We start from the raw sequence: 23,964 nt of genomic DNA on the forward strand, positions 1-23,964 counted from the left end.
GCAAGGCAAGAATGACAGGGCGTCATCCGCCCTTCTTGTTAGCGAGTGACTTCCACTTTCGCCAGTTTTTCGTAGTAACACGCCAGTGCGCTGTGGTCGGCGGTACCCAGACCGTCAGCGCGCAGCGCCTGCATCATCTCCATCACCGCCGCAGTCAGCGGCAGCTGTGCGCCCACACCATGGGAGGTATCCAGCGCATTCGCCAGATCTTTGATATGCAAATCGATACGGAAGCCCGGTTTAAAGTTGCGATCCATCACCATGGGCGCTTTGGCATCCAACACAGTGCTGCCGGCCAGACCGCCACGAATTGCCTGATACACCAGATCCGGGTTCACGCCTGCTTTAGTCGCCAGGGTCAATGCTTCAGACATGGCCGCAATATTCAGCGCCACGATCACCTGGTTGGCCAGCTTGGTCACATTACCCGCGCCGATATCACCGGTATGCACGACAGAGCCCGCCATCGCTTTCAGCAGGTCATAATATTGGTCAAAAATCGCTTTATCGCCGCCAACCATGACGGACAAAGTACCGTCAATGGCTTTCGGCTCGCCGCCGCTGACCGGCGCATCCAGCATATTGACACCTTTCGCCTTTAGCGCATCGCTGATTTCGCGACTCGCCAGCGGTGCAATAGAGCTCATATCAATCAGTACGGTGCCCGGCTTCGCCCCTTCGATAATGCCGCCGTCGCCCAGCGCCACCTCTTTCACATGCGGGGAGTTTGGTAACATGGTGATGATCACCTCACACTGTTCGGCTATCGCTTTCGCCGAAGCGGCGGTTTCAGCGCCTGCGGCAATCACTTCTGCGATGGCTTGCGGATTACGATCGGTCACCACCAATGAGTAACCCGCGTTGAGGAGGTTTTTACTCATGGGTTTACCCATGATGCCAAGACCAATAAAACCAACTTTCATTGTCATCTCTTTATCTCTCTTGTTGCGGTGACGGCTATTTCTTAAAGGAATCAGCCAGTTTCTGTGTGGCGGAGCGGAATACGCCCAGATCGCTGCCAACGGCGACAAAGGTCGCGCCCCATTCCAGATAGCGGCGCGCATCCGCGTCTACCGGCGCCAGAATGCCGCTCGGCTTGCCGTGCTTTTTCGCGCTCGCAAAGATGTGCTGGATAGCCTGCTGGACCTGCGGGTGAGAGGCGTTGCCCAGATGTCCCAGCGCGGCGGCCAGATCGCTTGGGCCGACAAAAATACCGTCAACGCCCGCCGTAGCGGCAATCGCATCAACGTTGTCCACCCCCTGCTGGCTCTCGATTTGCACCAGGATGGTGATGTTTTTGTTCGACTGCGTGAAGTAATCCGGCACCGTGCCAAACATATTGGCGCGGTGAGACACGGAAACGCCGCGAATCCCTTCTGGCGGATAGCGCGTGGCGGCAACGGCGCTGATCGCTTCTTCTTCGCTTTCCACGAACGGGATGAGAAAGTTGTAGAAACCAATATCCAGAAGACGCTTAATGATTACCGGTTCGTTAGTCGGTACGCGCACAACCGGCGCGCTGACGCTGCCTTTCAACGACATCAGTTGGGGGATAAAGGTTGAGATATCGTTCGGCGCATGCTCGCCATCCAGCACCAGCCAGTCGAAACCGGCCAGACCTAACACTTCGGTACTGATGGGGCTGGCCAGGGCGGACCAGCAGCCAATTTGAATCTGATGCGCCGCCAGAGCCGCCTTAAATTTGTTGGGGAAGATATCGTTATTCATCACTTATACCTTGTCACTTAACCGTTAATTATTTCTGCAGTTCTATATGTTGAATGTCGCCGATAATAAACAGATCGTAAGTCATTGCTATCAGGCCAAACACCCGACAAAGATTAGCGCTGCGTTGAAGCAGAGCATGTTGCTTCATTTATTATTGGCGTGTCGCTTCATTATTTATAAACCAATATCAGAAGCCCCCATTTACTCATCCGGTACATAGCAAGCATGACCCAGTATAATCAGCTCACGGTTATAGAACACCGTGCAAAACCCCCATAAGATGGCATAAATAATCATTAAAATTGTGCATACGCCATAGTCAGTGGGCGCTGATGCACAGTTCCATTGATTTCTCTTTGCCGCGGATTTGCTCCCGCAACAATGAGTGACTGGGATCACACATCTAAAGCAAAACACCTGACATTCTTTGCCGAGTAAATTCGCTCATCAGAAACTGAATAGCCGTTTTATTTTATTATTCGCACCTTGCTGGAGAAGACTGGACAATGGCTGACATTGAAATCAGACGGGAATCGCCGACGGCATTTTATATAAAAGTACACGAAACGGATAATGTCGCGATTATTGTTAACGATCGCGGTTTAAAAGCCGGAACGCGTTTTCCCGATGGGCTTACGCTCATCGAACATATCCCGCAAGGTCACAAAGTAGCATTGGTTGATATTCCCGTACACGGTGAAATCCTCCGCTATGGCGAAGTCATTGGCTACGCGACGCGCGACATCCCGCAGGGCAGCTGGATTGACGAATCGCTGGTCGAGCTCCCGAAGGCACCGCCGCTGAATACGCTACCGCTGGCAAGCAAAGTTCCGCAGCCTCTGCCTGCGCTGACCGGCTACACCTTTGAAGGGTATCGCAATGACGACGGCAGCGTTGGTACCCGGAACCTGCTCGGCATCACCACCAGCGTGCACTGTGTCGCGGGCGTCGTAGATTATGTAGTGAAAATTATTGAACGAGACCTGCTGCCGAAATACCCGAATGTCGACGGCGTGGTCGGTCTCAACCATCTGTATGGCTGCGGAGTGGCGATCAACGCCCCGGCCGCCGTGATCCCCATTCGCACAATCCATAACCTCTCGCTGAACCCCAATTTCGGCGGCGAAGTCATGGTGGTAGGACTCGGCTGTGAAAAGCTCCAGCCGGAACGCCTGCTTCAGGGCACCGAAGATGTCCAGCCCGTCGCCGTCGACAGCACCAGTATCATCCGCCTGCAGGATGAACAACATGTCGGGTTCCAGTCAATGGTTGACGATATTTTGCAGGTAGCGGAACGGCATCTGGCAAAACTGAATGTCCGCCAGCGTGAAACCTGTCCAGCCTCTGAACTGGTCGTAGGCATGCAGTGCGGCGGCAGCGATGCCTTTTCCGGGGTAACCGCCAACCCGGCGGTCGGCTATGCCTCCGACCTGCTGGTCCGCTGCGGCGCAACCGTCATGTTCTCTGAGGTCACTGAAGTTCGTGATGCTATCCATCTACTGACGCCGCGGGCCATCAACGAAGAGGTGGGTAAGCGTCTGCTCGAAGAGATGGCCTGGTACGATAACTATCTCGATTCAGGGCAAACCGATCGCAGCGCCAACCCTTCCCCCGGTAATAAGAAGGGTGGCCTGGCAAACGTGGTGGAAAAGGCGCTGGGTTCGATAGCGAAATCCGGCAAGAGCGCGATTACCGAGGTCCTCTCTCCGGGCCAGCGCCCAACCAAACGCGGCCTGATCTTCGCGGCTACCCCGGCCAGCGACTTTGTCTGCGGCACTCAACAGGTTGCTTCAGGGATCACGGTTCAGGTGTTTACAACCGGGCGCGGCACGCCGTATGGCCTGGCCGCCGTGCCGGTCATCAAGATGGCAACCCGTACCGAACTGGCAAACCGCTGGTATGACTTAATGGATATCAACGCCGGGACTATCGCCACCGGCGAGGAAACGATTGAAGAAGTTGGTCAAAAGCTGTTCGGCTTTATTCTTGATGTCGCCAGTGGTCGCAAACAAACCTTCTCCGATCGATGGGGCCTGCATAATCAGCTGGCGGTCTTTAATCCGGCACCGGTGACCTGATTGCCCGTCGGGCGGCGCGACACCAGCCGCCTGACCGCAGACTCTCTTCCCTCAGGAAGGGGGTCTATGCCGCCTCCTGGCGCTTCACCAGCCGCACATCAATCCCGCACTTACGCAGCCCTTCCAGGCTTTCCGTCGGAATCCCTTCATCGACAATAATCATATCAATGCGTTGCGTATCGATGATCTTATGCAGGCTCGAACGATTAAATTTGGTGGAATCGGTAACGACAATAATGCGTTCCGCCACTTCACACATCCGCCGGTTCAGGCGGGCTTCATCTTCATTGTGGGTGCTCACACCGCGATCGAGGTCGATGGCGTCGACGCCAAGAAAAAGCATATCGAAGTGGTAATTCAGCAAAGACTGTTCGGCCTGATCGCCATAAAACGACTGCGACTGACGGCGCAGATGTCCGCCGGTCATTAACAGTTCTACCCCTTCGGCAGCCAGTAGCGCATTCGCCACATTCATCCCGTTGGTCATCGCAATAATGTCCGTATGCTGATGCAGCATGCGGGCGATTTCATAGGTGGTGGTCCCGGAGTCGAGAATAATGCGATGCCCCGGCTGAATCAGTTCTACCGCCGTCCGCGCAATGCTGCGCTTCACTGCGGTATTGAGCGAACTTTTATCTTCCACCGACGGTTCGGGAGCCGGCATGGTCCCATCGCAGATCAGCGCGCCACCGTAGGCGCGAACCGCAATCCCCTGTTTTTCAAGGAAGGCCAGATCGTTGCGAATGGTGACCGTCGAGACGCCGTATAAAAGGGAAAGATCGTTCACCTGCACGCTTCCCTGCTGCCGTAAGCGCTGGATAATCTGCTCCCGCCTTTCACTGGTGCCGCTGGTACGCTTATCTGCAGAAGAGTCGCTGCCGCTCATAAGTATTCCTTTCATCAAATCTTTCGTTTCATTTCGATTACCCTATTAACACCTTTCTTTTAGCGGAAAGCAAGCCCCACAACGCCAGGGGGAAGCGCAACGCCCCTCGCTGAAACCTTTCATTATGTTTCTTTTGTGAAACAGATCGGAAAACCATTACCTTTCGTTTTATTTTTACACCACCATGATGCAGTATTAAATGAAACAAAACGAAAGATTAATCTCATTACCATCCGAAATGGAGAGGAAAGTGAAACATCTGACAAAAATGGTGGCGCAGCATAAACAAGATGGGGACAACGGTATTTATGCCGTCTGTTCCGCCCATCCACTGGTACTTGAGGCCGCCATTCGTTACGCCCGGGCGCAGCAGACCCCGCTACTGATTGAAGCCACATCCAATCAGGTCGATCAGTTTGGCGGTTATACCGGCATGACGCCGGCTGATTTCCGCGGCTTTGTCCACCAGCTCGCCGATTCGCTCGATTTTCCTCAATCACAGCTAATCCTCGGCGGCGATCATCTTGGGCCCAACCGCTGGCAAACCCTGCCTGCCGCCCAGGCGATGGCGAATGCCGATGATTTAATAAAAAGCTACGTCGCCGCCGGTTTTAAAAAGATCCACCTCGATTGCAGTATGTCCTGCGAAGGCGATCCGCTACCGCTAACCGATGACATCGTCGCCGAACGCGCCGCGCGGCTGGCTCAGGTGGCGGAAGAGACCTGTCGCGAACGTTTTGGCGAATCTGACCTGGTCTACGTCATCGGCACCGAAGTCCCCGTCCCAGGCGGGGCCCATGAAACCCTGACCGAACTACAGGTCACAACACCTGATGCCGCGCGTGCGACGCTGGAAGCACATCGACATGCCTTTGAGCTACGCGAGCTGACCCACATCTGGCCACGTATCATCGGATTAGTGGTCCAGCCCGGCGTCGAATTCGATCACACGCATATCATCGACTATCAACCCCTGCGAGCCAAAGCGCTTAGCGCCATGGTTGAAGACTATGACGCGCTGGTCTTTGAAGCCCACTCGACCGATTACCAGACGCCGCAGGCGCTGCGGCAGCTGGTTAAAGATCACTTTGCTATTTTGAAGGTTGGCCCGGCGCTCACCTTCGCCCTGCGTGAAGCGCTGTTCTCACTGGCGGCAATCGAGGAAGAACTGCTGCCTGAGAAGGCCTGCTCCGGACTGCGTCAGGTGCTGGAAAACGTGATGCTCGATCGCCCGGAATACTGGCAAAACCACTATCACGGCGATGGTCATGCGCGGCGTCTGGCGCGAGGCTATAGCTATTCAGACCGCGTGCGCTACTACTGGCCGGATCGGCAAATCGATGAGGCGTTTGCCCGCCTGGTGCGTAATCTCGCGGACTGGCCGCTCCCGCTGCCGCTCCTCAGTCAGTATATGCCGCTGCAGTACATCAAAGTTCGCGAGGGCGATCTCAAGGCGGAGCCGCGAGAACTCATCCTCGATCACATTCAGGACATACTGCAGCAGTACCACGCCGCCTGTGTGGGCATGACGTCCCATAACGCATAACAACGAAGAGGAAAACGCGATGCCAAACATTGTCTTAAGCCGTATTGATGAACGTTTGATCCACGGCCAGGTAGGTGTCCAATGGGTCGGATTTGCCGGAGCGAACCTGGTACTGGTGGCCAATGATGAGGTTGCTGAAGACCCGGTACAACAGAACCTGATGGAAATGGTCCTGGCGGAAGGGATCGCCGTACGCTTCTGGTCACTGCAAAAGGTTATCGACAATATCCACCGCGCCGCCGATCGACAAAAGATTCTGCTGGTCTGCAAAACACCAGCAGATTTCTTACGCCTGGTCGAAGGCGGCGTTCCCGTCACACGTATCAACGTAGGCAATATGCACTACGCCAATGGCAAACAACACATTGCCAAAACGGTTTCTGTAGACGCTGACGATATTGCGGCGTTTAACGGCCTGAAGGCCGCCGGGGTGGAATGCTTTGTTCAGGGCGTTCCGACAGAACCCGCTTTGGATCTCTTTAAACTACTCTGAGGGATTCATAATGGAAATCAGTCTGTTGCAGGCATCTGCGTTGGGCATTCTGGCCTTTATTGCGGGCCTGGATATGTTCAATGGCTTAACACACATGCATCGCCCGGTGGTGCTCGGCCCGCTGGTTGGCCTGATTCTCGGCGATCTGCATACCGGTATTTTAACCGGCGGTACGCTGGAACTGGTCTGGATGGGGCTGGCCCCGCTGGCCGGTGCTCAGCCGCCAAACGTGATTATCGGCACCATCGTCGGCACCACCTTTGCCATTACCACCGGCGTGAAACCTGACGTTGCCGTCGGTGTCGCCGTGCCCTTCGCCGTCGCAGTACAAATGGGGATCACCTTCCTGTTCTCGGTGATGTCAGGCGTGATGTCCCGCTGCGACCGTATGGCAGCGAATGCCGATACCCGCGGTATTGAACGGGTGAACTATCTGGCGCTGCTGGCGCTGGGGGTTTTCTATTTTCTCTGTGCTTTTCTGCCGATCTATTTCGGCGCGGAACATGCGAAAACGGCCATTGATGTCCTGCCTGAGCGCCTGATCGACGGTCTCGGGGTGGCTGGCGGCATTATGCCTGCTATCGGCTTCGCCGTGCTGCTGAAAATCATGATGAAAAACGTCTATATCCCCTATTTTATCATCGGTTTTGTCGCCGCAGCCTGGCTGAAGCTACCGGTGCTGGCCATTGCCGCCGCGGCGCTGGCAATGGCGCTAATAGACCTGCTGCGTAAATCTCCTGAACCGACTGCATCTGCGGCACAGAAAGAGGAATTCGAAGATGGCATCTAATCAAACCACTCTGCCAGGCGTCTCCGCCCCTGAAGAGACGCTGCTTTCCGGCGTGAATGAAAACGTCTACGAAGACCAGAGTCTCGGTGCGGAGCTGACGAAAAAAGACATTAACCGCGTCGCCTGGCGCTCCATGCTTTTGCAGGCCTCGTTCAACTATGAACGTATGCAGGCTTCAGGCTGGCTGTACGGTCTGCTGCCGGCGTTGAAAAAGATCCATACCAATCAACGCGACCTGGCGCGAGCCATGAAAGGGCATATGGGGTTCTTCAACACCCACCCTTTCCTGGTGACATTTGTTATCGGCATCATTCTCGCCATGGAACGCTCCAAGCAGGATGTCAACAGCATTCAGAGCACCAAAATCGCCGTAGGCGCCCCGCTCGGTGGGATTGGCGATGCAATGTTCTGGCTGACGCTACTGCCCATTTGCGGCGGGATTGGGGCCAGCCTCGCGCTACAAGGCTCTATCCTCGGCGCGGTGGTGTTTATTGTGCTGTTTAACGTGGTCCATCTCGGATTGCGCTTTGGTCTTGCGCACTACGCGTATCGTATGGGGGTGGCGGCGATCCCTTTGATTAAAGCCAATACCAAAAAAGTCGGACACGCGGCGTCGATTGTTGGCATGACGGTCATTGGCGCGCTGGTGGCCACCTATGTCCGCCTCAGCACCACGCTGGAGATCACCGCGGGTGATGCGGTGGTGAAACTGCAAACCGATGTCATCGATAAACTGATGCCGGCGTTTCTGCCGCTGGTTTATACCCTGACCATGTTTTGGCTGGTGCGCCGCGGCTGGAGCCCGTTGCGCCTTATCGCGCTCACCGTTGTGCTGGGCGTTGTGGGTAAATTCTGCCATTTCCTGTAAAGACAAAGAGGTATTCGATGTTAGGCATTATTTTGACGGGGCATGGCGGCTTTGCCAGCGGTATGGAAATGGCGATGAAGCAAATTCTGGGTGAACAATCGCAGTTTATTGCTATCGACTTTCCAGAAACCTCAACCACGTCCCTGCTGACGGCGCAGCTTGAGCAGGCAGTCAACGCACTGGATGCGCAGAACGATATCGTTTTTCTGACCGATCTCCTGGGGGGAACCCCCTTTCGCGTAGCCTCGACGCTGGCAATGCAAAAACCCGGGCGCGAGGTGATTACCGGCACGAATTTGCAGCTACTGCTTGAAATGGTGCTGGAACGAGAAGGGCTGAACAGCGAGGCGTTTCGCCTGCAGGCGCTGGAATGCGGGCATCGCGGGTTAACCAGTCTGGTCGATGAACTGGCGCGCTGTCGCGAAGAAAAACCGGTTGAGGAAGGAATATGACGCACATTCTGCGTGCCAGACGCTTGCTAACCGAGCAGGGCTGGCTTGCCGATCATCAGCTTCGTATGGACGCGGGCGTAATCACCGCCATCGAGCCCATCCCGGTTGGCGTCACCGCTCGCGATGCCGATCTGCTTTGCCCGGCCTACATCGATACGCATGTTCACGGCGGCGCGGGCATGGATGTGATGGACGAGGCAGCGGAAGCACTCGACAGGCTGGCGATGTATAAAATTCGCGAGGGAGTGGGAGCCTGGCTCCCCACCACCGTCACCGCGCCGTTGCAGGCCATCCACCGTGCGCTGGAACGTATAGCCCGGCGCACGCTTTCCGGCGGCCCCGGCGCCCTGGTACTGGGGAGCTATCTTGAAGGCCCCTATTTCACGCCAGAGAATAAAGGCGCCCATCCCCCTGAGTTGTTCCGTGAATTGGATATCGCCGAGCTGGATACGTTGATTGCTCGCTCCCGGCAAACGCTGCGGGTCGTGGCCCTGGCGCCGGAAAAAGCGGATGCCATACGGGCGATTCGCCATCTTAAACAGCAGGGTATCCGCGTCATGCTGGGCCATAGCGCCGCTACCTATGCGCAGACCCAAGCGGCACTTACCGCAGGCGCCGATGGGCTGGTGCATTGCTACAACGGCATGAGCGGATTACATCATCGGGAGCCTGGGATGGTCGGTGCCGGGTTAACCAGCCGGCACGCATGGCTGGAACTTATCGCCGATGGCCATCATGTCCACCCTGCCGCCATGCAATTGTGTTGCCGCTGCGCCAAAGAGAGGCTGGTCCTGATCACCGATGCGATGCGGGCAGCCGGCATGCCGGATGGCCACTATTCGCTGTGCGGCGAAGAGGTAGAAATGCGTAAGGGCATCGTACGTACCGCTGCCGGTGGCCTCGCGGGCAGCACGCTCTCTCTTGATGCCGCCGTTCGCAACATGGTTGAACAAGCAGGGGCCGCGCCAGAAGAGGCCATTCATATGGCATCGCTCCACCCTGCTCGTCTGTTGGGTATCGACGATCGGCTGGGATCGCTGCGGACGGGAAAGTGCGCGAACGTTATTGCGCTGGACGACAACCTGCATCTGCAAAAGATCTGGGTTCAGGGACAGGCTCTCCCTCTTTAATCCTTTCGTTATGCATCACATTGGCCTTCGACCTGGTGCCGAAAGGCCTTTCCTTTTCTTTCTGAAATAGCGAAAAACAGATAATAAAATTAAATAAAACATTATTTATCATAATGTTAAAAACAAAATTCTCTTAAAGGTCATAGTTTTCGTTTTATTTCCAACTGCTTTCATTGAACTTTCGATTTATTTCCTATAGATTTTATCTAACTGATCACATGAATAAGTGAAACGAAACGAAAGATAGCGACATTTTTGCCAGCGTCTGATGTGGAATTCACACGACTAAGGACTGAGTTATGCCTGAAACCTATACCGCCGCCTTTGCCTCGACTGGCACCTGGACTGAAGCAGAGATTCGTCAACAGCCCTCCTGTTGGCTTCGCTCACTCAACAACATCGACAATAATCGTGCAACGATCGACAGCTTCCTCGCCCCGCTGCTGCGCAAAAACGATCTGCGGATTATCCTGACTGGTGCTGGCACTTCTGCCTTTATCGGCGAGATCATCGCGCCCTGGCTGTCGCGCCAGAGCGGAAAAAATATCAGCGCGATCCCGACCACTGACCTGGTCAGCAACCCCATGGACTACTTTAACGCCGCGCATCCGCTGCTGCTGGTCTCCTTCGCCCGCTCCGGCAATAGCCCGGAGAGCGTCGCCGCCGTTGAGCTGGCCAATCAGTTCGTACCGGAATGCTACCACCTGTCGATTACCTGTAATGAAGCCGGCAACCTGTACCAAAATGCGGTGAACAGCGATAACGCCTTTGCGCTATTGATGCCGGCAGAAACACACGACCGCGGCTTCGCAATGACCAGCAGTATCACCACCATGATGGCAAGCTGCCTTGCGGTATTCGCACCGGAGAAGATCAACAGCAAAACCTTCCGTGACGTGGCGGATCGTTGCCAAACGATCCTCACGTCGCTGGGTGATTTTAGCGATGGTGTATTTGGTGATGAGCCGTGGAAACGGATCGTCTATCTTGGCAGCGGCGGATTACAGGGCGCGGCGCGTGAATCGGCCCTCAAGGTCCTGGAGCTGACCGCCGGCAAACTGGCGGCATTTTATGACTCTCCGGTCGGCTTCCGCCACGGCCCTAAATCGCTGGTGGATAGTGAAACGCTGGTGGTGGTGATGGTGTCCAGCCATCCCTATACCCGTCAGTACGATCTCGATCTACTGGCCGAACTGCGTCGTGACAACCAGGCCATGCGCGTGGTGGCGATAGCCGCCGAAAGCGCTGCCGCTGTCAAAGCCGGCCCACACATCCTTTTACCGTCGGCTTCCCGCGTCTTCAGCGATGTTGAGCAGGCGTTCTGCTTTCTGATGTACGCCCAGACATTTGCGCTCGCACAATCTATCCGCGTTGGCAATACGCCGGATACCCCTTCCGCCAGCGGTACGGTTAACCGCGTGGTGCAAGGTGTCGTCATTCACCCCTGGAATGCTTGAGAGGAACGCATCATGAGTATTATTTCAACAAAATATCTCCTGCTGGACGCCCAGGCAAAAGGCTATGCGGTCCCGGCATTCAACATTCATAACGCCGAGACGATCCAGGCGATCCTCGAAGTCTGCAATGAAATGCGATCGCCGGTGATCCTCGCAGGGACGCCGGGCACGTTTAAGCACATCGCGCTGGAGGAGATCTATGCACTATGCAGCGCTTACTCCACCACCTACGACATGCCGCTGGCGCTGCACCTCGATCATCATGAATCGCTGGAAGATATTACCCGTAAAGTGAATGCCGGCGTCCGTAGCGCCATGATCGATGGCAGCCATTTCCCGTTTACTGAGAATGTCCGGCTGGTGAAATCGGTCGTGGATTTTTGCCATGCCCGTGATTGCAGCGTAGAGGCAGAACTCGGACGCCTGGGCGGCGTGGAAGATGACATGAGCGTTGATGCTGAAAGCGCTTTTCTGACCGATCCGCAGGAGGCAAAACGGTTTGTTGAACTGACCGGTGTTGACAGCCTCGCGGTGGCTATCGGCACCGCCCACGGGCTCTATAGCAAAACGCCAAAAATCGACTTCCAGCGTCTGGCGGAAATCCGTGAGGTCGTGGATGTACCGCTGGTGCTGCACGGCGCCAGCGACGTACCTGACGATTACGTCCGCCGCACCATCGAGCTGGGGGTATGTAAAGTCAACGTCGCCACCGAGCTAAAAATCGCCTTCGCCGCGGCGGTCAAAAAATGGTTCGCCGAAAATCCGCAGGGTAACGATCCTCGCTACTACATGCGCGTCGGTATGGATGCCATGAAAGAGGTGGTCAGACACAAAATCACCGTCTGCGGCTCAGCCAGCCGTCTACTGCTCCCCGCTGAAGCCTGATCGCTTTCGCTGGCGGTCATGATACGCCTCTGTCCCACAGCGTTATTCCCGACAGGATAACGCTGATAAAACGAAAACAAAGGACCTCTGCCCCATGAAAAAAGCGCTCAATGTTTCGTTGCTCGCCCTGTTTATTTCACAAAGCGCCTTTGCGGCGAACTATGCCCTGAATAACGACAGTATGGCTTTCTCATTCGATGATGCCAGCTCGGCTGTGGTGGTTAAAGATACCCATTCCGGCCATCAGCTGTCGCCTCAGGAGCCATTCTTTCTGACGCTGCCGGACGAGACCGTTATCCATGCGGCCGACTTTAAAATCAGACACGTTGAGAAAAAAGAGAATGCGCTGGTGGTGGAGTACGCTCACCCTGATTTCAACGTGACCATGACGCTGAATTTGCTGAAAGGCAAGTACGCCAGTATCGATTACACCCTTGCCGCCGTGGGTAAAGCGCAGAATGTCGCGAAAATCACCTTCTTCCCGACCAAAAAGCAGGCGCAGGCGCCTTACGTGGATGGCGCAATTAACAGTTCGCCGATTATTGCCGATACGTTTTTCATGTTGCCGAATAAGCCTGTCGTCAATACTTATGCCTATGAAGGCACCACCCATCTCAACGTCGAACTTAAAACGCCCGTCCAGCCAGAAACGCCGGTGAGCTATACCACCTGGTTTGGCACCGTGGCAGAAACCAGCCAGCTGCGCCGCAGCGTTAACCAGTTTATCAATGCCGTTCGCCCGCGCCCTTATAAACCCTACCTCCACTACAATAGCTGGATGGACATCGGCTTCTTTACCACCTACACCGAGCAGGACGTGCTGGGGCGTATGGATGAATGGGATAAGGCGTTTATTACCGGCCGCGGCGTACCTCTCGATGCTTTCCTGCTGGATGATGGCTGGGACGATCGTACCGGCAGATGGTTATTTGGCCCGGCATTCAGCCAGGGTTTCAGTAAGGTCAGGGAGAAAGCGGACAGCCTGCATAGTTCGGTTGGTTTATGGCTCTCGCCGTGGGGCGGTTACAATAAACCGCGCGATATTCGCGTCTCTCATGCCAAAGAGTATGGTTTTGAAACGGTCGACGGTAAATTTGCGCTCTCCGGGCCTCGTTATTTCAAGAACTTCAATGAACAGATCGCCCGTCTGATTAAGGACGAACACATCACCTCCTTCAAACTGGACGGCATGGGCAACGCCAACTCGCATATTCAGGGTAGCCCGTTTGCTTCCGATTTCGATGCCTCCATCGCCCTGCTGCACAACATGCGTAGCGCCAACCCGAACCTGTTTATCAACCTGACGACCGGCACCGATGCCAGCCCGTCGTGGCTGTTCTACGCTGATTCAATCTGGCGTCAGGGCGATGATATCAATCTGTACGGTCCCGGAACGCCGGTACAGCAGTGGATGACCTATCGCGACGCGGAAACCTGGCGCTCGATCGTGCGTAAGGGGCCGTTATTCCCGCTTAATTCCTTGATGTATCATGGCATTGTCAGTGCAGAGAATGCCTATTACGGACTGGAAAAAGTGCAGACCGACAGCGATTTTGCCGATCAGGTGTGGAGCTATTTCGCCACGGGAACCCAGCTACAAGAGCTTTACATCACGCCGTCCATGTTGAACAAAGCCAAGTGGGACGTTCTGGCAGAGGCGGCAAAATGGTCGCGTGAGAATGCCCGCGTACTGGTGGATACACACTGGGTCGGCGGCGATCCGACGGCGCTTGAGGTATATGGCTGGGCATCCTGGAGCAAAGACAAGGCGATACTGGGGCTGCGTAACCCTGCGGATAAAGCGCAAAGTTACTACCTGAACCTGACCAAAGACTTTGAAATTCCTCAAGGCGAAGCAACCCGGTTCACCCTGACCGCTCGCTACGGCAGTAACCCAACGGTTCCGGAGCAATATCAGGACGCCGTGGTGATTACGCTACAGCCGCTGCAAACGCTGGTTTTTGAAGCTACGCCGATCCAATAAGATCAATGGCCCGGAGTTCCCGGGCCTGTCTCTTATCCCTGCTGCTCCAGGGCATATTTATACAGCGCATTTTTTTTCACGCCGTGTATTTCCGCGGCCAGGGCAGCAGCTTTTTTCAGTGGCAGTTCCGCCTGCAGCAGGGCCAGCGTACGCAGTGCGTCTGCGGGCAGGGCTTCTTCCTGCGCTTTAAACCCTTCGACGATCAGTACCATCTCGCCTTTACGCCGGTTCTCATCCTCTTTCACCCACGCCAGCAGCTCGCCAATGGGCGCACCGTGAATAGACTCCCAGGTTTTGGTCAGCTCACGCGCCAGCACCACATAGCGGGTCTCTCCCAGCACCGCGCAGATATCTTCCAGGCTTTCCAGCAGACGGTGGGTTGATTCGTAAAAGATCAGTGTACGCGTCTCTTCTTCCAACGCCTTCAGCGTATCGCGGCGCCCTTTTGATTTTGCCGGCAGGAACCCTTCGTAGCAGAAACGATCGGAAGGCAGGCCTGCCGCGCTGAGTGCCGCAATAGCGGCACAGGGCCCCGGAAGGGGCACCACACGAATATTCGCTTCGCGACAGGCCCGCACCAGATGATAACCAGGATCGTTGATCAGCGGTGTCCCGGCGTCAGAAACCAGCGCAATGTTCTGTCCGTCTTTTAATTTCGCCAGAAGTGTTTCAGCTTTTTGCTGTTCATTATGATCGTGCAGCGCAAATAAACGGGCGTTAATCGCAAAATGCTGGAGCAGCAAACCGGTGTGGCGGGTATCTTCCGCAGCAACTAAATCAACGGCTTGTAGAACTTCCAGGGCACGCTGCGTGATATCAGACAGATTTCCGATCGGAGTGGGCACAATATAGAGCTGCCCCTGAGAATTATCTGCTGATTCGTGTTGTTTCATTGTCTCGTCCGTATTGCCGAATTAATATTGAGCATTGAGCCAAAAAAATATCACTGGATACATATGGTACCGTCAACATTTCTTCGTTCTAAACCCGCGCGTTGTCTGCCCGTACTGCTGGCTGCTTTGATCTTTGCTGGCTGCGGCACCCATACCCCGGATCAAAGCACGGCGTTTTTACAGGGTACGGCACAGGCAGATTCCAGTTACTACCTACAGCAAATGCAGCAAAGCTCGAATGATAGCAAGACCAACTGGCAATTACTCGCCATTCGTGCACTGTTACAGGAAGGCAAAAAACAGCAGGCCATCGACCTGTTCAACCAGCTACCGTCTAATCTCAACAGTACCCAGGCCCGCGAACAATCTCTGCTGGCCGTCGAAGTGAAGTTGGCGCAGAACGATTTCCAGGGCGCTCAGGCACTGCTGGCTAAGCTCGATCCTGCCAGTTTTGAGCCCAATCAGCGGCCGCGATACTGGCAGGCACAAATTGATGCCAGCCAGGGCCACCCGTCAATTACGCTGCTGCGTGCCCTTATCGCCCGGCAGACGCTGCTAAGTCAGCCGAAACAACAGCAGCAGAATATTGACGCAACCTGGAAAGCGCTCACCGCAATGACCCAGGACCAGGCTAACGCGCTGGTCATCAATGCCGATGAAAACGTCCTGCAGGGGTGGCTGGATCTGCAACACATGTGGTTTGACAACCGCAACGATCCCACCATGCTCAAAGCCGGTGTGAAAGACTGGCAAACCCGCTATCCGCAGAACCCTGGCGCGAAAATGCTGCCAACAGCGCTGATGAATATGCAAAATTATCAACCGGCCTCAACCAATAAGATCGCGCTCCTGCTGCCGCTCAATGGCCAGGCCGCCGTCTTTGGCCGTACCATCCAGCAGGGCTTTGAAGCGGCGAAAAATGGCGCGCCGACCGTCGCCGGAAGCGCCGTTCCAGCCCAGGTTGCGCAGGCCGCAAATGTCGCCAGTAGCGACGTCGTGAGCCCTTCGCAGGCAGAAGTGGGCGACCTGACCTCGGCCAATACCGCGCAGGTTCCTGTGCAGGCGCCAGCAGCCGATCGGGCTCCGGCTCCGGTGACGACGCCGAGCGCCTCTCAAGCCGCCACCGCGACGACCGCTCCCCCCACGGCCACCGCCCAGCCGGTTGCCACGACCCCGGCTAATCCGGCAGCTGAACTGAAAATTTACGACACCACGACGCAACCAATGAGTCAGCTGCTCGCGCAGGTACAGCAGGATGGCGCCACCCTCGTCGTCGGTCCGCTGCTCAAAGATAACGTCGAGGATGTCATCAAGAGCAATACCTCGCTCAACGTGCTGGCACTGAACCAGCCGGAGAAAGTCGAAAACCGCGCCAATATTTGCTATTTCGCCCTCTCCCCGGAAGATGAAGCCCGCGACGCGGCGCGCCATATTCACGATCAGGGCAAACAAACGCCGCTGCTGCTGGTGCCTCGCGGCGCGCTCGGCGATCGCGTGGTGAACGCCTTTGCCAACGAGTGGTTAAAACTGGGTGGGGGAACCGTCCTGCAGCAGCGCGTTGGTTCAGCTTCCGAGCTGAAATCCAGCGTCAACAGCGGTATCTCTCTGAGCGGAACGCCAGTTTCTACGCTGCCGTCAGCGTCTGACAGCCCCCTCAGCAACCCACAGGATGTCCAGGTCAGCAGTACCGGTGGTGTCGATGCCGCCTGGATCCTGGCGACGCCGGAACAGATTGCCTATATCAAACCGATGATCGCCCTGCGCAATGGCAGCCAAAGCAATGTCACCCTGTACGCCAGTTCCCGCAGCGCCCAGGGGACTTCCGGTCCGGATTTCCGCCTAGAGATGGAAGGTTTGCAGTATAGTGAGATCCCGATGCTGGCCGGCAGCAACCCGATGCTGATGCAGCAGGCGCTCTCCGCCGTGCGCAACGATTACTCGCTGGCTCGCCTGTATGCGATGGGGGCAGACGCCTGGTCGCTGGCTAACCATTTCGCCCAAATGCGCCAGACGCCGGGCTTCGAGCTGAACGGTAACACCGGCGATCTGACGGCCACCCAGGACTGCGTGATCAACAGGAAATTGTCATGGCTCAAGTACCAACACGGACAGATCGTCGCAGCCAACTAACCAAACAGACCGGAGATGCCTGGGAAAACCAGGCTCGCCGGTGGCTGGAAAGCCAGGGGCTCCGTTTTATCGCCGCTAACGCTCGTGAGCGGGGCGGTGAAATTGACCTCATCATGCGCGATGGCGCGGTAACCGTTTTCGTCGAGGTGCGCTATCGGCGCAGCGCAAACTACGGAGATGCCGCCTCCAGCGTCACGCAAAAAAAACAACAAAGACTCCTCCAGGCTGCTCGCCTGTGGCTCTCCCGGCAGAATGGGAGCTTTGACACTGTGGATTGCCGTTTCGATGTGGTAGCCTTCACCGGAAACGACATCCAATGGCTGAAAAACGCCTTTGGCGAATAGCGTAAATGAATTAAGGGATCCCGTGCTCGATAGAATTAAAGCCTGCTTCACTGAAAGCATTCAAACCCAAATTGCAGCAGCGGAAGCTCTCCCGGATGCCATCTCCCGTGCGGCCTTGACCCTGGTACAGTCGTTACTCAATGGCAACAAAATCCTCTGTTGTGGCAATGGCACCTCTGCCGCCAACGCACAGCATTTTGCTGCCAGCATGATTAATCGTTTTGAAACAGAGCGTCCTGGTTTACCTGCCATTGCACTAAATACCGATAATGTGGTCTTAACCGCAATTGCCAACGATCGCCTGCATGACGAAATTTACGCCAAGCAGGTTCGCGCGTTAGGCCACGCAGGTGATGTTCTGCTGGCTATTTCCACGCGCGGCAATAGTCGGGACATCGTGAAAGCCGTTGAAGCTGCCGTCACCCGCGATATGACCATCGTCGCACTCACCGGCTACGATGGCGGTGAACTGGCTGGCCTGCTGGGCCAGCAGGATGTCGAAATACGCATTCCGTCTCATCGCAGCGCGCGAATTCAGGAAATGCATATGCTCACCGTTAACTGCCTGTGCGATTTGATTGATAACACGCTTTTTCCACACCAGGACGATTAAGGAGAACACATGAAGGCTCTCTCGCCCCTCGCCATCATTCTTTCTGCACTACTGCTACAAGGATGCGTTGCGGCAGCGGTAGTCGGAACGGCCGCTGTCGGCACTAAAGCCGCCACGGACCCGCGTACGGTGGGTACTCAGGTTGATGACAGTACGCTGGAACTGCGCGTCAACAGCGCGCTGTCGAAAGACGAGCAAATTAAGAAACAGGCTCGGATTAACGTCACCGCCTATCAGGGTAAAGTCCTGCTGACCGGCCAGTCTCCGGTGGCAGATCTCTCCGCTCGCGCGAAACAAATTGCGATGGGCGTCGAAGGTACAACGGAAGTATTTAACGAAGTACGTCAGGGCCAGCCGATTGGTTTAGGTACCGCTTCTTCGGATACCTGGATCACCACTAAAGTCCGTTCCCAACTGCTCGCTACCGACCAGGTGAAATCCTCCAACGTGAAAGTGACAACCGAAAACGGCGAAGTGTTCCTGATGGGTCTGGTCACCGACCGTGAAGGTCGTGCGGCGGCGGATATCGCCAGCCGGGTGAGCGGCGTGTCGCGCGTGACCACCGCCTTTACCTATATCAAGTAAACGCTATACATCCCGGCTTGCGCTACGCTGAGCCGGGCCACGAATTTGCTGTCCCGTCACCCGGGCAAGGCGTTTACGCCGCAGCCCGGGAGAATGATATCAGCGCCAGTGCGCCAACCACCGCGCCACACAGCGCCACTCGTCCTGTCGCCCGGCTCAGGCGTTTACGCCGCAGCCCAGGAGAATGATATCAGCGCCAGTGCGCCAACCACCGCGCCACACAGCGCCACTCGTCCTGTCGCCCGGCTCAGGCGTTTACGCCGCAGCCCAGGAGAATGATATCAGCGCCAGTGCGCCAACCACCGCGCCACACAGCGCCACCAGCCCACCGGTTAGCCACAGCGCTTTCGCCGGAAAAGCCTTACGCAACATAATCAACGACGGCACGCTGACGGCAGGCAACGTGATAAGCAGCGCCAGCGCCGGGGCAAACCCCATTCCCGCCAGCATCATGGTTTGGACGATAGGGATCTCCGCCGCGGTAGGGATGACAAACAGACAGCCGGCTATTGCCATCGCTATTACCCAGAACAGGGTATTCCCCACCACGCCATCGGCATGCGGGAACAGCCAGACGCGTGCTGCTCCCAGCACCAGGACCGCCAGAATATAGACCGGGATAGTGTTCCAGAACAAGGTCCAGAGCGCACTCAGCCAGCGGGTGAAAAAAGGCCCCTGCGCGGTATCACCGACATCCGGAACGGCTGACGGCTGCGTTGCCGCCTCTTTGACCCATTTTTGCACCAACGTCGCCACGATCAACACCGTTGCCAGCCCGGCAACCAGCCGAATCAACGCAAACTGCCAGCCCAGCACAAATCCCATAAACACCAGCGTTGCCGGATTCAGCAACGGGTTGCCCATCCAGAACGCCAGCGCGCCGCCCATCGATACCTGCTGCTTACGCATCCCCGCCGCGACCGGTGCGGCGCAGCATGTACACATCATACCGGGCAGTGAAAACAGCACACCTGAGAGCGTACCGCGAAAGCACGATGGCCCCAGCGTACGCAGCAGCCAGTCGCGCGGGATCAGCACCTGAATCAGCGAACCGAGCAGCACGCCCAGCACCGCCGCTTTCCAGACCGCCAGGAAGTAAACCACCGCGTAGTCCCATGCCGCTTTCAGCGGGTTGTCGTCTGCCTGGGCCAGAATTGATTTGCCGATACTGTGCGTTTCTGCGGCCGTAAACACCTTGCCATAGTAAGGCTGCCATTTGACGAACCACAGGCCAATGATAACAACGAGAAAAAACAGTGCGGGCTTCCACCATTGAAACGGTGATGCCGCCCGAGATGAAGACTGACCAGCCATAGCATTCCCCAGGAAGGATGTGGTGATGTGAAGCGCAGAATACTACGCTTCGCTGGTCGCAATTTCACGCAGTTTTGCCGATGGCAGAATCGTCACACCTTCCCGTCCAGGGGTCAGCGCTTCGCTCAGCATCGCTTGCGCCACCTCATGGGCATGGATAGATTTCCAGTTTCCCGGCAGCAGTCGGAACAATGGCGCCAGCACCGCTTCGTTTGTCCTTTTTTTCTCGCGAGCGCCCAGCAGCATCGACGGGCGTAAAATCGTCAGACGCCTCCACGGCTGCGCACGCAGCGCCTCTTCCATTTCGCCTTTAACGCGGTTGTAGAAGAACATCGAATGCGGATTGGCCCCCATCGCGCTGACCACCAGCATGTGCTTCGCGCCCAGCCGTAGCCCGGTGAGCGCCGTATCCACCACCAGCCGGTAATCGGCCTGAATGAAGGCGGCTTTACTGCCCGCGTCTCGCAGCGTGGTCCCCAGACAGCAAAACACGATATCGACAGGGTCAACAACCTGCGCCAGCGCATCGTTCAGTTGAGGAGCATGGGGATTCAGTACCCTCTCGGCATCCACCAGCGGGCGGCGGGTCGCGGCGGTTATCGCCGCCATGCCCGGCGCCTGAATTAGCATTCGAAGTAAGTGCCCACCAACTAATCCGGTAGCCCCTGTTATTAGCACCTGGCTCATTATGCCCCCTGAAAAATCAGCCCTTCAGCAGCGGATGCCGCGGTAATAAGAGTATGCGGAAATGTGCGACGCTGCACGGCCGCTACGGACCTCACTCGCTATCGGGGTGACGGAGCCAGTGTAACTTGGCGCCGAACCCCAGCGTGTTATCGGTGAACTTGAGCTCATCCGGACGGATTTCCCAGACCGGTGCCCGCAGCATCCTGGCGATCGGAAAGCGGCTGACGTACCGCGCGCGCATCGCCGCTTCCTCGTCGCCGGAAAGACGGCGGATTTCACCTTTGAACTGGAGGCCGCGAATGTGGGCAACGGTTTTCGGCTGGCCATTTACGGTGCCGGCGACCTTTGCACGCAGGCCGGTCATCTGCCCGTGGCGGGTATGGTCATCACTCAGGAGATAGAAGGCGATGTTTTGCGCGTCATACACATAGAACGCATTGGCGCACCACAGTTCTCCCTCGCTGGCAACGCACCAGGTAATCACATGCTGTTTGCCAAGCCAGCGGCTGATAGCAGCAAGCGTATCCATCTTTACTCTCCGGTATGTTATGGTGCATCTACCTTAACATACCGACCTTTCTACCGTGCGCTGGTTTCTCTATCTGATACGTACCGCCGATAATCGCCTTTATACCGGGATTACTACCGATGTTGCGCGCCGTTTTTGTCAGCATCAGGATGGCAAGGGAGCCAAAGCATTGCGGGGGAAAGGCGAGCTGCGTCTGGCGTTCAGCCAGGAAGTTGGTGAACACTCACTTGCACTACGACTGGAGTATCGCATCAAGCAGCTAACGAAGCGCCAGAAAGAGCGCCTCGTTGCCGGAGATGGTTCTTTTGAGACTCTGCTGGAGAGCCTCAGAGGCGGTTAAAGCGATCGCAGTACTCTACCAGCCCATGCACCCCTTCCAGCGCGTCATCGGCCAGCGGGCGCACCTGGAACGCCTCGGCGGTATCTGGCCAGCGGCAACGCAGATCGAAGCGGGCAGCCGGCTCAAAGCCGAGGCGCCCGTAGAAGGCCGGATCACCCAGCGTCACCACGGCGGCATAGCTAAACTCATTCAATGAATCCAGCCCTTCGTAGACCAGCTGGCTGCCGATTCCCTGGCCGCGATAGTTTTCATCTACCGCCAGCGGCGCCAGTCCGACCCACTGCAGCTCTTCGCCTTCAATGGAGACCGGGCTGAAAGCGACGTAGCCAATAACCTGCCCTTCATCATCTGTCGCCACCACGCCCAGTGTGATCAGGCCGTCTTCACGTAAATCGTGCACCAATTGCGCTTCGGTATCGCTGCCAAACGTACGGCGCAATAACGCGTCGATTCCCGGTGCATCAATCCCAATTTCAACTCGAATCAGCATGCCTCACCTACCGATGTCTGTTCAGGTTTCCGCGGACCGTTCAGCCCCGCTTCAACAAAGTCAGCCAGCTGCAGCAGCATCACGCGCAGCGCTTTTGGCATCTGCTCCAGCTCAATGGCATCCATCAGGTTTTTTACATACAGCCCCAGCTCAGTATCGCCTTCAATGACCAGCCGACGCTGGAAGAACAACGTATCCGGATCCTGCTTACGCGCGGCAATCATCAGCAGATCGCTGGCATCGGCGCTGAAGCTCACATCCGCTTCGGCCACAGAGCTGACAACCAGACGCCCTTCGCTTACCGAGGTATACCACAGCAGACCGATATCACGCACATTAATACTTAACCAGCGGCCTTCGAGAAAATCCAGTTCGCCATCTTCCAGAGCCTGACGAAACTGCCAGCTTAATACCTGCTCCAGCACCTGGCGCTTGAGGGCAAAAGGCGCCAGCTTAACCGGCACGCTCATCAAAGACGGGCCAAAGTGGACCAGCCGGGAACGCAATTTATCCAACACAAGCCTTACTCCATGAAAGCAATAGTTCCGCTATTGTGCCATATCAAATAAATGACATAGCGGCGTAAATCAACAAAATCACGACGACGGGTACCGATTATTGGCGCCGCCAATACGCTATTAACTGCCTCAAATCAAAAATTGTCACCAGAAGGTTAACTAAAATTCCTGTTCATTAACCCTATCAGCGTCCCTACGGGCCGCATTTCTCAGGAAAAGTTATGGAGCTGCTCTGCCCAGCCGGCAACCTTCCGGCACTTAAGGCGGCCATCGAAAACGGTGCCGATGCCGTCTATATCGGGCTGAAAGATGACACCAACGCCCGCCACTTTGCCGGCCTTAATTTCACCGAAAAGAAACTGCAGGAAGCCGTTAGCTTTGTACATCGACACCGTCGTAAGCTGCATATTGCGATCAATACCTTTGCGCATCCTGACGGTTATGCCCGCTGGCAGCGCGCGGTAGACATGGCGGCACAGTTGGGCGCGGATGCTTTAATCCTTGCCGATATCGCCATGCTGGAATACGCCGCGGAGCGTTACCCGTACATTGAACGCCACGTTTCGGTTCAGGCGTCGGCAACCAACGAAGAGGCGGTGCGTTTCTATCAACGTAATTTCGATGTCGCCCGCGTCGTGCTGCCGCGCGTGCTCTCGATTCATCAGGTAAAACAGCTGGCGCGCACGACGCCGGTTCCGCTGGAGGTCTTCGCTTTCGGTAGCCTGTGCATCATGGCGGAAGGCCGCTGCTACCTCTCTTCCTACCTCACCGGCGAATCGCCGAATACCGTCGGAGCCTGTTCACCTGCGCGTTTTGTTCGCTGGCAACAAACGCCGCAGGGTCTCGAATCGCGCCTCAACGAAGTGCTGATCGATCGCTATCAGGATGGCGAAAATGCGGGCTACCCGACGCTGTGCAAGGGCCGCTATCTGGTAGATGGTGAGCGCTATCATGCACTGGAAGAGCCTACCAGCCTCAATACGCTGGAGCTACTGCCGGAACTGATGGCGGCAAATATTGCGTCGGTGAAAATTGAAGGACGTCAGCGTAGCCCGGCCTATGTCACCCAGGTGGCGAAAGTATGGCGCCAGGCAATCGACCGCTGCAAAGCCGATCCGCAAAACTTTATTCCGCAATCCGCGTGGATGGAGACGCTCGGTGCGATGTCCGAAGGGACACAAACCACTCTTGGCGCCTACCACCGTAAATGGCAGTGAGAAAAGT

The 23,964-nt window shown here is 56.2% G+C and carries 25 protein-coding genes; 16 read left to right on the forward strand and 9 right to left on the reverse strand.

Translation table 11 applies throughout. The features are described from left to right. Positions 1-38 precede the first annotated feature (38 nt). Together garR and garL are read right to left on the reverse strand one after the other, a co-directional pair. The gene (garR, locus tag ACZAHD_RS00360; protein ID WP_462455021.1) at positions 39-1,064 is read right to left on the reverse strand and encodes a 2-hydroxy-3-oxopropionate reductase; all 1,026 of its coding nucleotides are present in this window, start codon (positions 1,062-1,064) and stop codon (positions 39-41) included. After that, a complete protein-coding gene (gene garL / locus ACZAHD_RS00365) occupies positions 958-1,728 on the reverse strand; it encodes a 2-dehydro-3-deoxyglucarate aldolase (protein WP_462455022.1) in 771 nt (256 codons plus the stop codon). The genes garR and garL overlap by 107 nt, the downstream gene beginning before the upstream one ends. Before the next feature lie 506 nt (positions 1,729-2,234). Here garL and garD point away from each other — a divergent pair. Beyond that, a complete protein-coding gene (gene garD / locus ACZAHD_RS00370; protein ID WP_462455023.1) occupies positions 2,235-3,806 on the forward strand; it encodes a galactarate dehydratase in 1,572 nt (523 codons plus the stop codon). A gap of 64 nt (positions 3,807-3,870) precedes the next feature. Here the strand turns inward: garD and ACZAHD_RS00375 are convergent, their stop codons facing one another. Then, positions 3,871-4,692 carry a DeoR family transcriptional regulator gene (locus tag ACZAHD_RS00375; protein WP_462455024.1) on the reverse strand — a complete coding sequence of 274 codons (822 nt, stop codon included), beginning with the start codon at positions 4,690-4,692 and terminating at the stop codon, positions 3,871-3,873. 250 nt (positions 4,693-4,942) lie between these two features. Between ACZAHD_RS00375 and kbaZ the strand changes: the two genes are divergently transcribed. The 9 genes from kbaZ to ACZAHD_RS00420 all read left to right on the forward strand — a co-directional run bounded on the left by kbaZ (position 4,943) and on the right by ACZAHD_RS00420 (position 14,297). Next, positions 4,943-6,238 carry a tagatose-bisphosphate aldolase subunit KbaZ gene (gene kbaZ, locus ACZAHD_RS00380; protein ID WP_462455025.1) on the forward strand — a complete coding sequence of 432 codons (1,296 nt, stop codon included), beginning with the start codon at positions 4,943-4,945 and terminating at the stop codon, positions 6,236-6,238. A gap of 19 nt (positions 6,239-6,257) precedes the next feature. Continuing rightward, a complete protein-coding gene (agaV, locus tag ACZAHD_RS00385) occupies positions 6,258-6,731 on the forward strand; it encodes a PTS N-acetylgalactosamine transporter subunit IIB (RefSeq protein ID WP_015585677.1) in 474 nt (157 codons plus the stop codon). 10 nt (positions 6,732-6,741) lie between these two features. Then, complete coding sequence (gene agaW / locus ACZAHD_RS00390; protein WP_100685523.1) at positions 6,742-7,521, forward strand: PTS N-acetylgalactosamine transporter subunit IIC; 780 nt, start codon at positions 6,742-6,744, stop codon at positions 7,519-7,521. Further along, the gene (agaE, locus tag ACZAHD_RS00395; RefSeq protein WP_015585675.1) at positions 7,511-8,389 is read left to right on the forward strand and encodes a PTS N-acetylgalactosamine transporter subunit IID; all 879 of its coding nucleotides are present in this window, start codon (positions 7,511-7,513) and stop codon (positions 8,387-8,389) included. Before agaW ends, agaE begins: the two co-directional genes overlap by 11 nt. 17 nt (positions 8,390-8,406) lie before the next feature. Then, complete coding sequence (gene agaF / locus ACZAHD_RS00400; protein WP_131048487.1) at positions 8,407-8,841, forward strand: PTS galactosamine/N-acetylgalactosamine transporter subunit IIA; 435 nt, start codon at positions 8,407-8,409, stop codon at positions 8,839-8,841. Further along, complete coding sequence (gene nagA, locus ACZAHD_RS00405; protein WP_462455026.1) at positions 8,838-9,971, forward strand: N-acetylglucosamine-6-phosphate deacetylase; 1,134 nt, start codon at positions 8,838-8,840, stop codon at positions 9,969-9,971. The genes agaF and nagA overlap by 4 nt, the downstream gene beginning before the upstream one ends. A gap of 299 nt (positions 9,972-10,270) precedes the next feature. Continuing rightward, complete coding sequence (locus ACZAHD_RS00410; protein WP_462455027.1) at positions 10,271-11,428, forward strand: SIS domain-containing protein; 1,158 nt, start codon at positions 10,271-10,273, stop codon at positions 11,426-11,428. Between the two features lie 12 nt (positions 11,429-11,440). Continuing rightward, a complete protein-coding gene (gene kbaY, locus ACZAHD_RS00415; RefSeq protein ID WP_462455028.1) occupies positions 11,441-12,313 on the forward strand; it encodes a tagatose-bisphosphate aldolase subunit KbaY in 873 nt (290 codons plus the stop codon). A 94-nt stretch (positions 12,314-12,407) separates the two neighbouring features. Then, positions 12,408-14,297 (forward strand): alpha-galactosidase, encoded by a 1,890-nt coding sequence (locus ACZAHD_RS00420; protein ID WP_462455029.1) that lies wholly within the window; start codon positions 12,408-12,410, stop codon positions 14,295-14,297. 32 nt (positions 14,298-14,329) lie between these two features. On the opposite strand, the gene rsmI is transcribed toward ACZAHD_RS00420, so the two are convergent. Continuing rightward, positions 14,330-15,190, reverse strand: coding sequence for a 16S rRNA (cytidine(1402)-2'-O)-methyltransferase (rsmI, locus tag ACZAHD_RS00425; RefSeq protein ID WP_462455030.1), 861 nt, complete (start codon positions 15,188-15,190; stop codon positions 14,330-14,332). 63 nt (positions 15,191-15,253) lie between these two features. Between rsmI and ACZAHD_RS00430 the strand changes: the two genes are divergently transcribed. The 4 genes from ACZAHD_RS00430 to dolP are packed head-to-tail and all read left to right on the forward strand — an operon-like array spanning position 15,254 to position 18,862. After that, positions 15,254-17,320 carry a penicillin-binding protein activator gene (locus ACZAHD_RS00430; protein WP_462455031.1) on the forward strand — a complete coding sequence of 689 codons (2,067 nt, stop codon included), beginning with the start codon at positions 15,254-15,256 and terminating at the stop codon, positions 17,318-17,320. Continuing rightward, a complete protein-coding gene (locus ACZAHD_RS00435; protein WP_462455032.1) occupies positions 17,278-17,664 on the forward strand; it encodes a YraN family protein in 387 nt (128 codons plus the stop codon). Before ACZAHD_RS00430 ends, ACZAHD_RS00435 begins: the two co-directional genes overlap by 43 nt. Positions 17,665-17,686: 22 nt before the next feature. After that, positions 17,687-18,277: a DnaA initiator-associating protein DiaA gene (gene diaA / locus ACZAHD_RS00440; protein WP_004868024.1), complete on the forward strand. Its 591-nt coding sequence runs from the start codon at positions 17,687-17,689 to the stop codon at positions 18,275-18,277. A gap of 9 nt (positions 18,278-18,286) precedes the next feature. Continuing rightward, positions 18,287-18,862 (forward strand): division/outer membrane stress-associated lipid-binding lipoprotein, encoded by a 576-nt coding sequence (gene dolP, locus ACZAHD_RS00445; protein WP_462455033.1) that lies wholly within the window; start codon positions 18,287-18,289, stop codon positions 18,860-18,862. 255 nt (positions 18,863-19,117) lie between these two features. On the opposite strand, the gene ACZAHD_RS00450 is transcribed toward dolP, so the two are convergent. The 3 genes from ACZAHD_RS00450 to ACZAHD_RS00460 form a co-directional block, all read right to left on the reverse strand. Beyond that, positions 19,118-20,176 carry a permease gene (locus ACZAHD_RS00450; protein ID WP_462455034.1) on the reverse strand — a complete coding sequence of 353 codons (1,059 nt, stop codon included), beginning with the start codon at positions 20,174-20,176 and terminating at the stop codon, positions 19,118-19,120. Between the two features lie 42 nt (positions 20,177-20,218). Next, positions 20,219-20,863 carry an NAD(P)H-binding protein gene (locus ACZAHD_RS00455; protein WP_462455035.1) on the reverse strand — a complete coding sequence of 215 codons (645 nt, stop codon included), beginning with the start codon at positions 20,861-20,863 and terminating at the stop codon, positions 20,219-20,221. A gap of 91 nt (positions 20,864-20,954) precedes the next feature. Continuing rightward, positions 20,955-21,392 carry a YhbP family protein gene (locus tag ACZAHD_RS00460; RefSeq protein ID WP_462455036.1) on the reverse strand — a complete coding sequence of 146 codons (438 nt, stop codon included), beginning with the start codon at positions 21,390-21,392 and terminating at the stop codon, positions 20,955-20,957. Between the two features lie 55 nt (positions 21,393-21,447). On the opposite strand from ACZAHD_RS00460, the gene ACZAHD_RS00465 reads away from it, so the two are divergent. Further along, positions 21,448-21,732, forward strand: a complete 285-nt coding sequence (locus tag ACZAHD_RS00465; protein ID WP_462455037.1) for a GIY-YIG nuclease family protein — start codon at positions 21,448-21,450, stop codon at positions 21,730-21,732. Here ACZAHD_RS00465 and ACZAHD_RS00470 read toward each other — a convergent pair. Then, entirely contained in the window at positions 21,719-22,222 is a 504-nt protein-coding gene (locus ACZAHD_RS00470; RefSeq protein ID WP_462455038.1) for a GNAT family N-acetyltransferase, read from the reverse strand. The genes ACZAHD_RS00465 and ACZAHD_RS00470 overlap by 14 nt on opposite strands. Then, positions 22,216-22,740 carry a ubiquinone anaerobic biosynthesis accessory factor UbiT gene (gene ubiT / locus ACZAHD_RS00475; RefSeq protein ID WP_462455039.1) on the reverse strand — a complete coding sequence of 175 codons (525 nt, stop codon included), beginning with the start codon at positions 22,738-22,740 and terminating at the stop codon, positions 22,216-22,218. Before ubiT ends, ACZAHD_RS00470 begins: the two co-directional genes overlap by 7 nt. A gap of 221 nt (positions 22,741-22,961) precedes the next feature. Between ubiT and ubiU the strand changes: the two genes are divergently transcribed. Beyond that, positions 22,962-23,957, forward strand: a complete 996-nt coding sequence (gene ubiU, locus ACZAHD_RS00480; protein WP_462455040.1) for a ubiquinone anaerobic biosynthesis protein UbiU — start codon at positions 22,962-22,964, stop codon at positions 23,955-23,957. Positions 23,958-23,964 lie beyond the last annotated feature (7 nt).

Origin of the sequence: Raoultella sp. (genome assembly GCF_039594335.1) — a bacterium.
GTDB lineage: Bacteria > Pseudomonadota > Gammaproteobacteria > Enterobacterales > Enterobacteriaceae > Klebsiella.

Coding starts and splice junctions, on each gene's coding strand:
- ACZAHD_RS00450 (WP_462455034.1), bottom strand. CDS start 20,176: ATGGCTGGTCAGTCTTCATCTCGGGCGGCATCACCGTTTCAATGGTGG.
- nagA (WP_462455026.1), top strand. CDS start 8,838: ATGACGCACATTCTGCGTGCCAGACGCTTGCTAACCGAGCAGGGCTGG.
- agaV (WP_015585677.1), top strand. CDS start 6,258: ATGCCAAACATTGTCTTAAGCCGTATTGATGAACGTTTGATCCACGGC.
- agaF (WP_131048487.1), top strand. CDS start 8,407: ATGTTAGGCATTATTTTGACGGGGCATGGCGGCTTTGCCAGCGGTATG.
- ubiU (WP_462455040.1), top strand. CDS start 22,962: ATGGAGCTGCTCTGCCCAGCCGGCAACCTTCCGGCACTTAAGGCGGCC.
- dolP (WP_462455033.1), top strand. CDS start 18,287: ATGAAGGCTCTCTCGCCCCTCGCCATCATTCTTTCTGCACTACTGCTA.
- agaE (WP_015585675.1), top strand. CDS start 7,511: ATGGCATCTAATCAAACCACTCTGCCAGGCGTCTCCGCCCCTGAAGAG.
- ACZAHD_RS00460 (WP_462455036.1), bottom strand. CDS start 21,392: ATGGATACGCTTGCTGCTATCAGCCGCTGGCTTGGCAAACAGCATGTG.
- garD (WP_462455023.1), top strand. CDS start 2,235: ATGGCTGACATTGAAATCAGACGGGAATCGCCGACGGCATTTTATATA.
- rsmI (WP_462455030.1), bottom strand. CDS start 15,190: ATGAAACAACACGAATCAGCAGATAATTCTCAGGGGCAGCTCTATATT.
- ACZAHD_RS00430 (WP_462455031.1), top strand. CDS start 15,254: ATGGTACCGTCAACATTTCTTCGTTCTAAACCCGCGCGTTGTCTGCCC.
- kbaY (WP_462455028.1), top strand. CDS start 11,441: ATGAGTATTATTTCAACAAAATATCTCCTGCTGGACGCCCAGGCAAAA.
- ACZAHD_RS00420 (WP_462455029.1), top strand. CDS start 12,408: ATGAAAAAAGCGCTCAATGTTTCGTTGCTCGCCCTGTTTATTTCACAA.
- ACZAHD_RS00410 (WP_462455027.1), top strand. CDS start 10,271: ATGCCTGAAACCTATACCGCCGCCTTTGCCTCGACTGGCACCTGGACT.
- ACZAHD_RS00470 (WP_462455038.1), bottom strand. CDS start 22,222: ATGCTGATTCGAGTTGAAATTGGGATTGATGCACCGGGAATCGACGCG.
- garL (WP_462455022.1), bottom strand. CDS start 1,728: ATGAATAACGATATCTTCCCCAACAAATTTAAGGCGGCTCTGGCGGCG.
- ACZAHD_RS00455 (WP_462455035.1), bottom strand. CDS start 20,863: ATGAGCCAGGTGCTAATAACAGGGGCTACCGGATTAGTTGGTGGGCAC.
- garR (WP_462455021.1), bottom strand. CDS start 1,064: ATGCGCGCCGCTATCTGGAATGGGGCGCGACCTTTGTCGCCGTTGGCA.
- ACZAHD_RS00375 (WP_462455024.1), bottom strand. CDS start 4,692: ATGAGCGGCAGCGACTCTTCTGCAGATAAGCGTACCAGCGGCACCAGT.
- agaW (WP_100685523.1), top strand. CDS start 6,742: ATGGAAATCAGTCTGTTGCAGGCATCTGCGTTGGGCATTCTGGCCTTT.
- ACZAHD_RS00435 (WP_462455032.1), top strand. CDS start 17,278: ATGGCTCAAGTACCAACACGGACAGATCGTCGCAGCCAACTAACCAAA.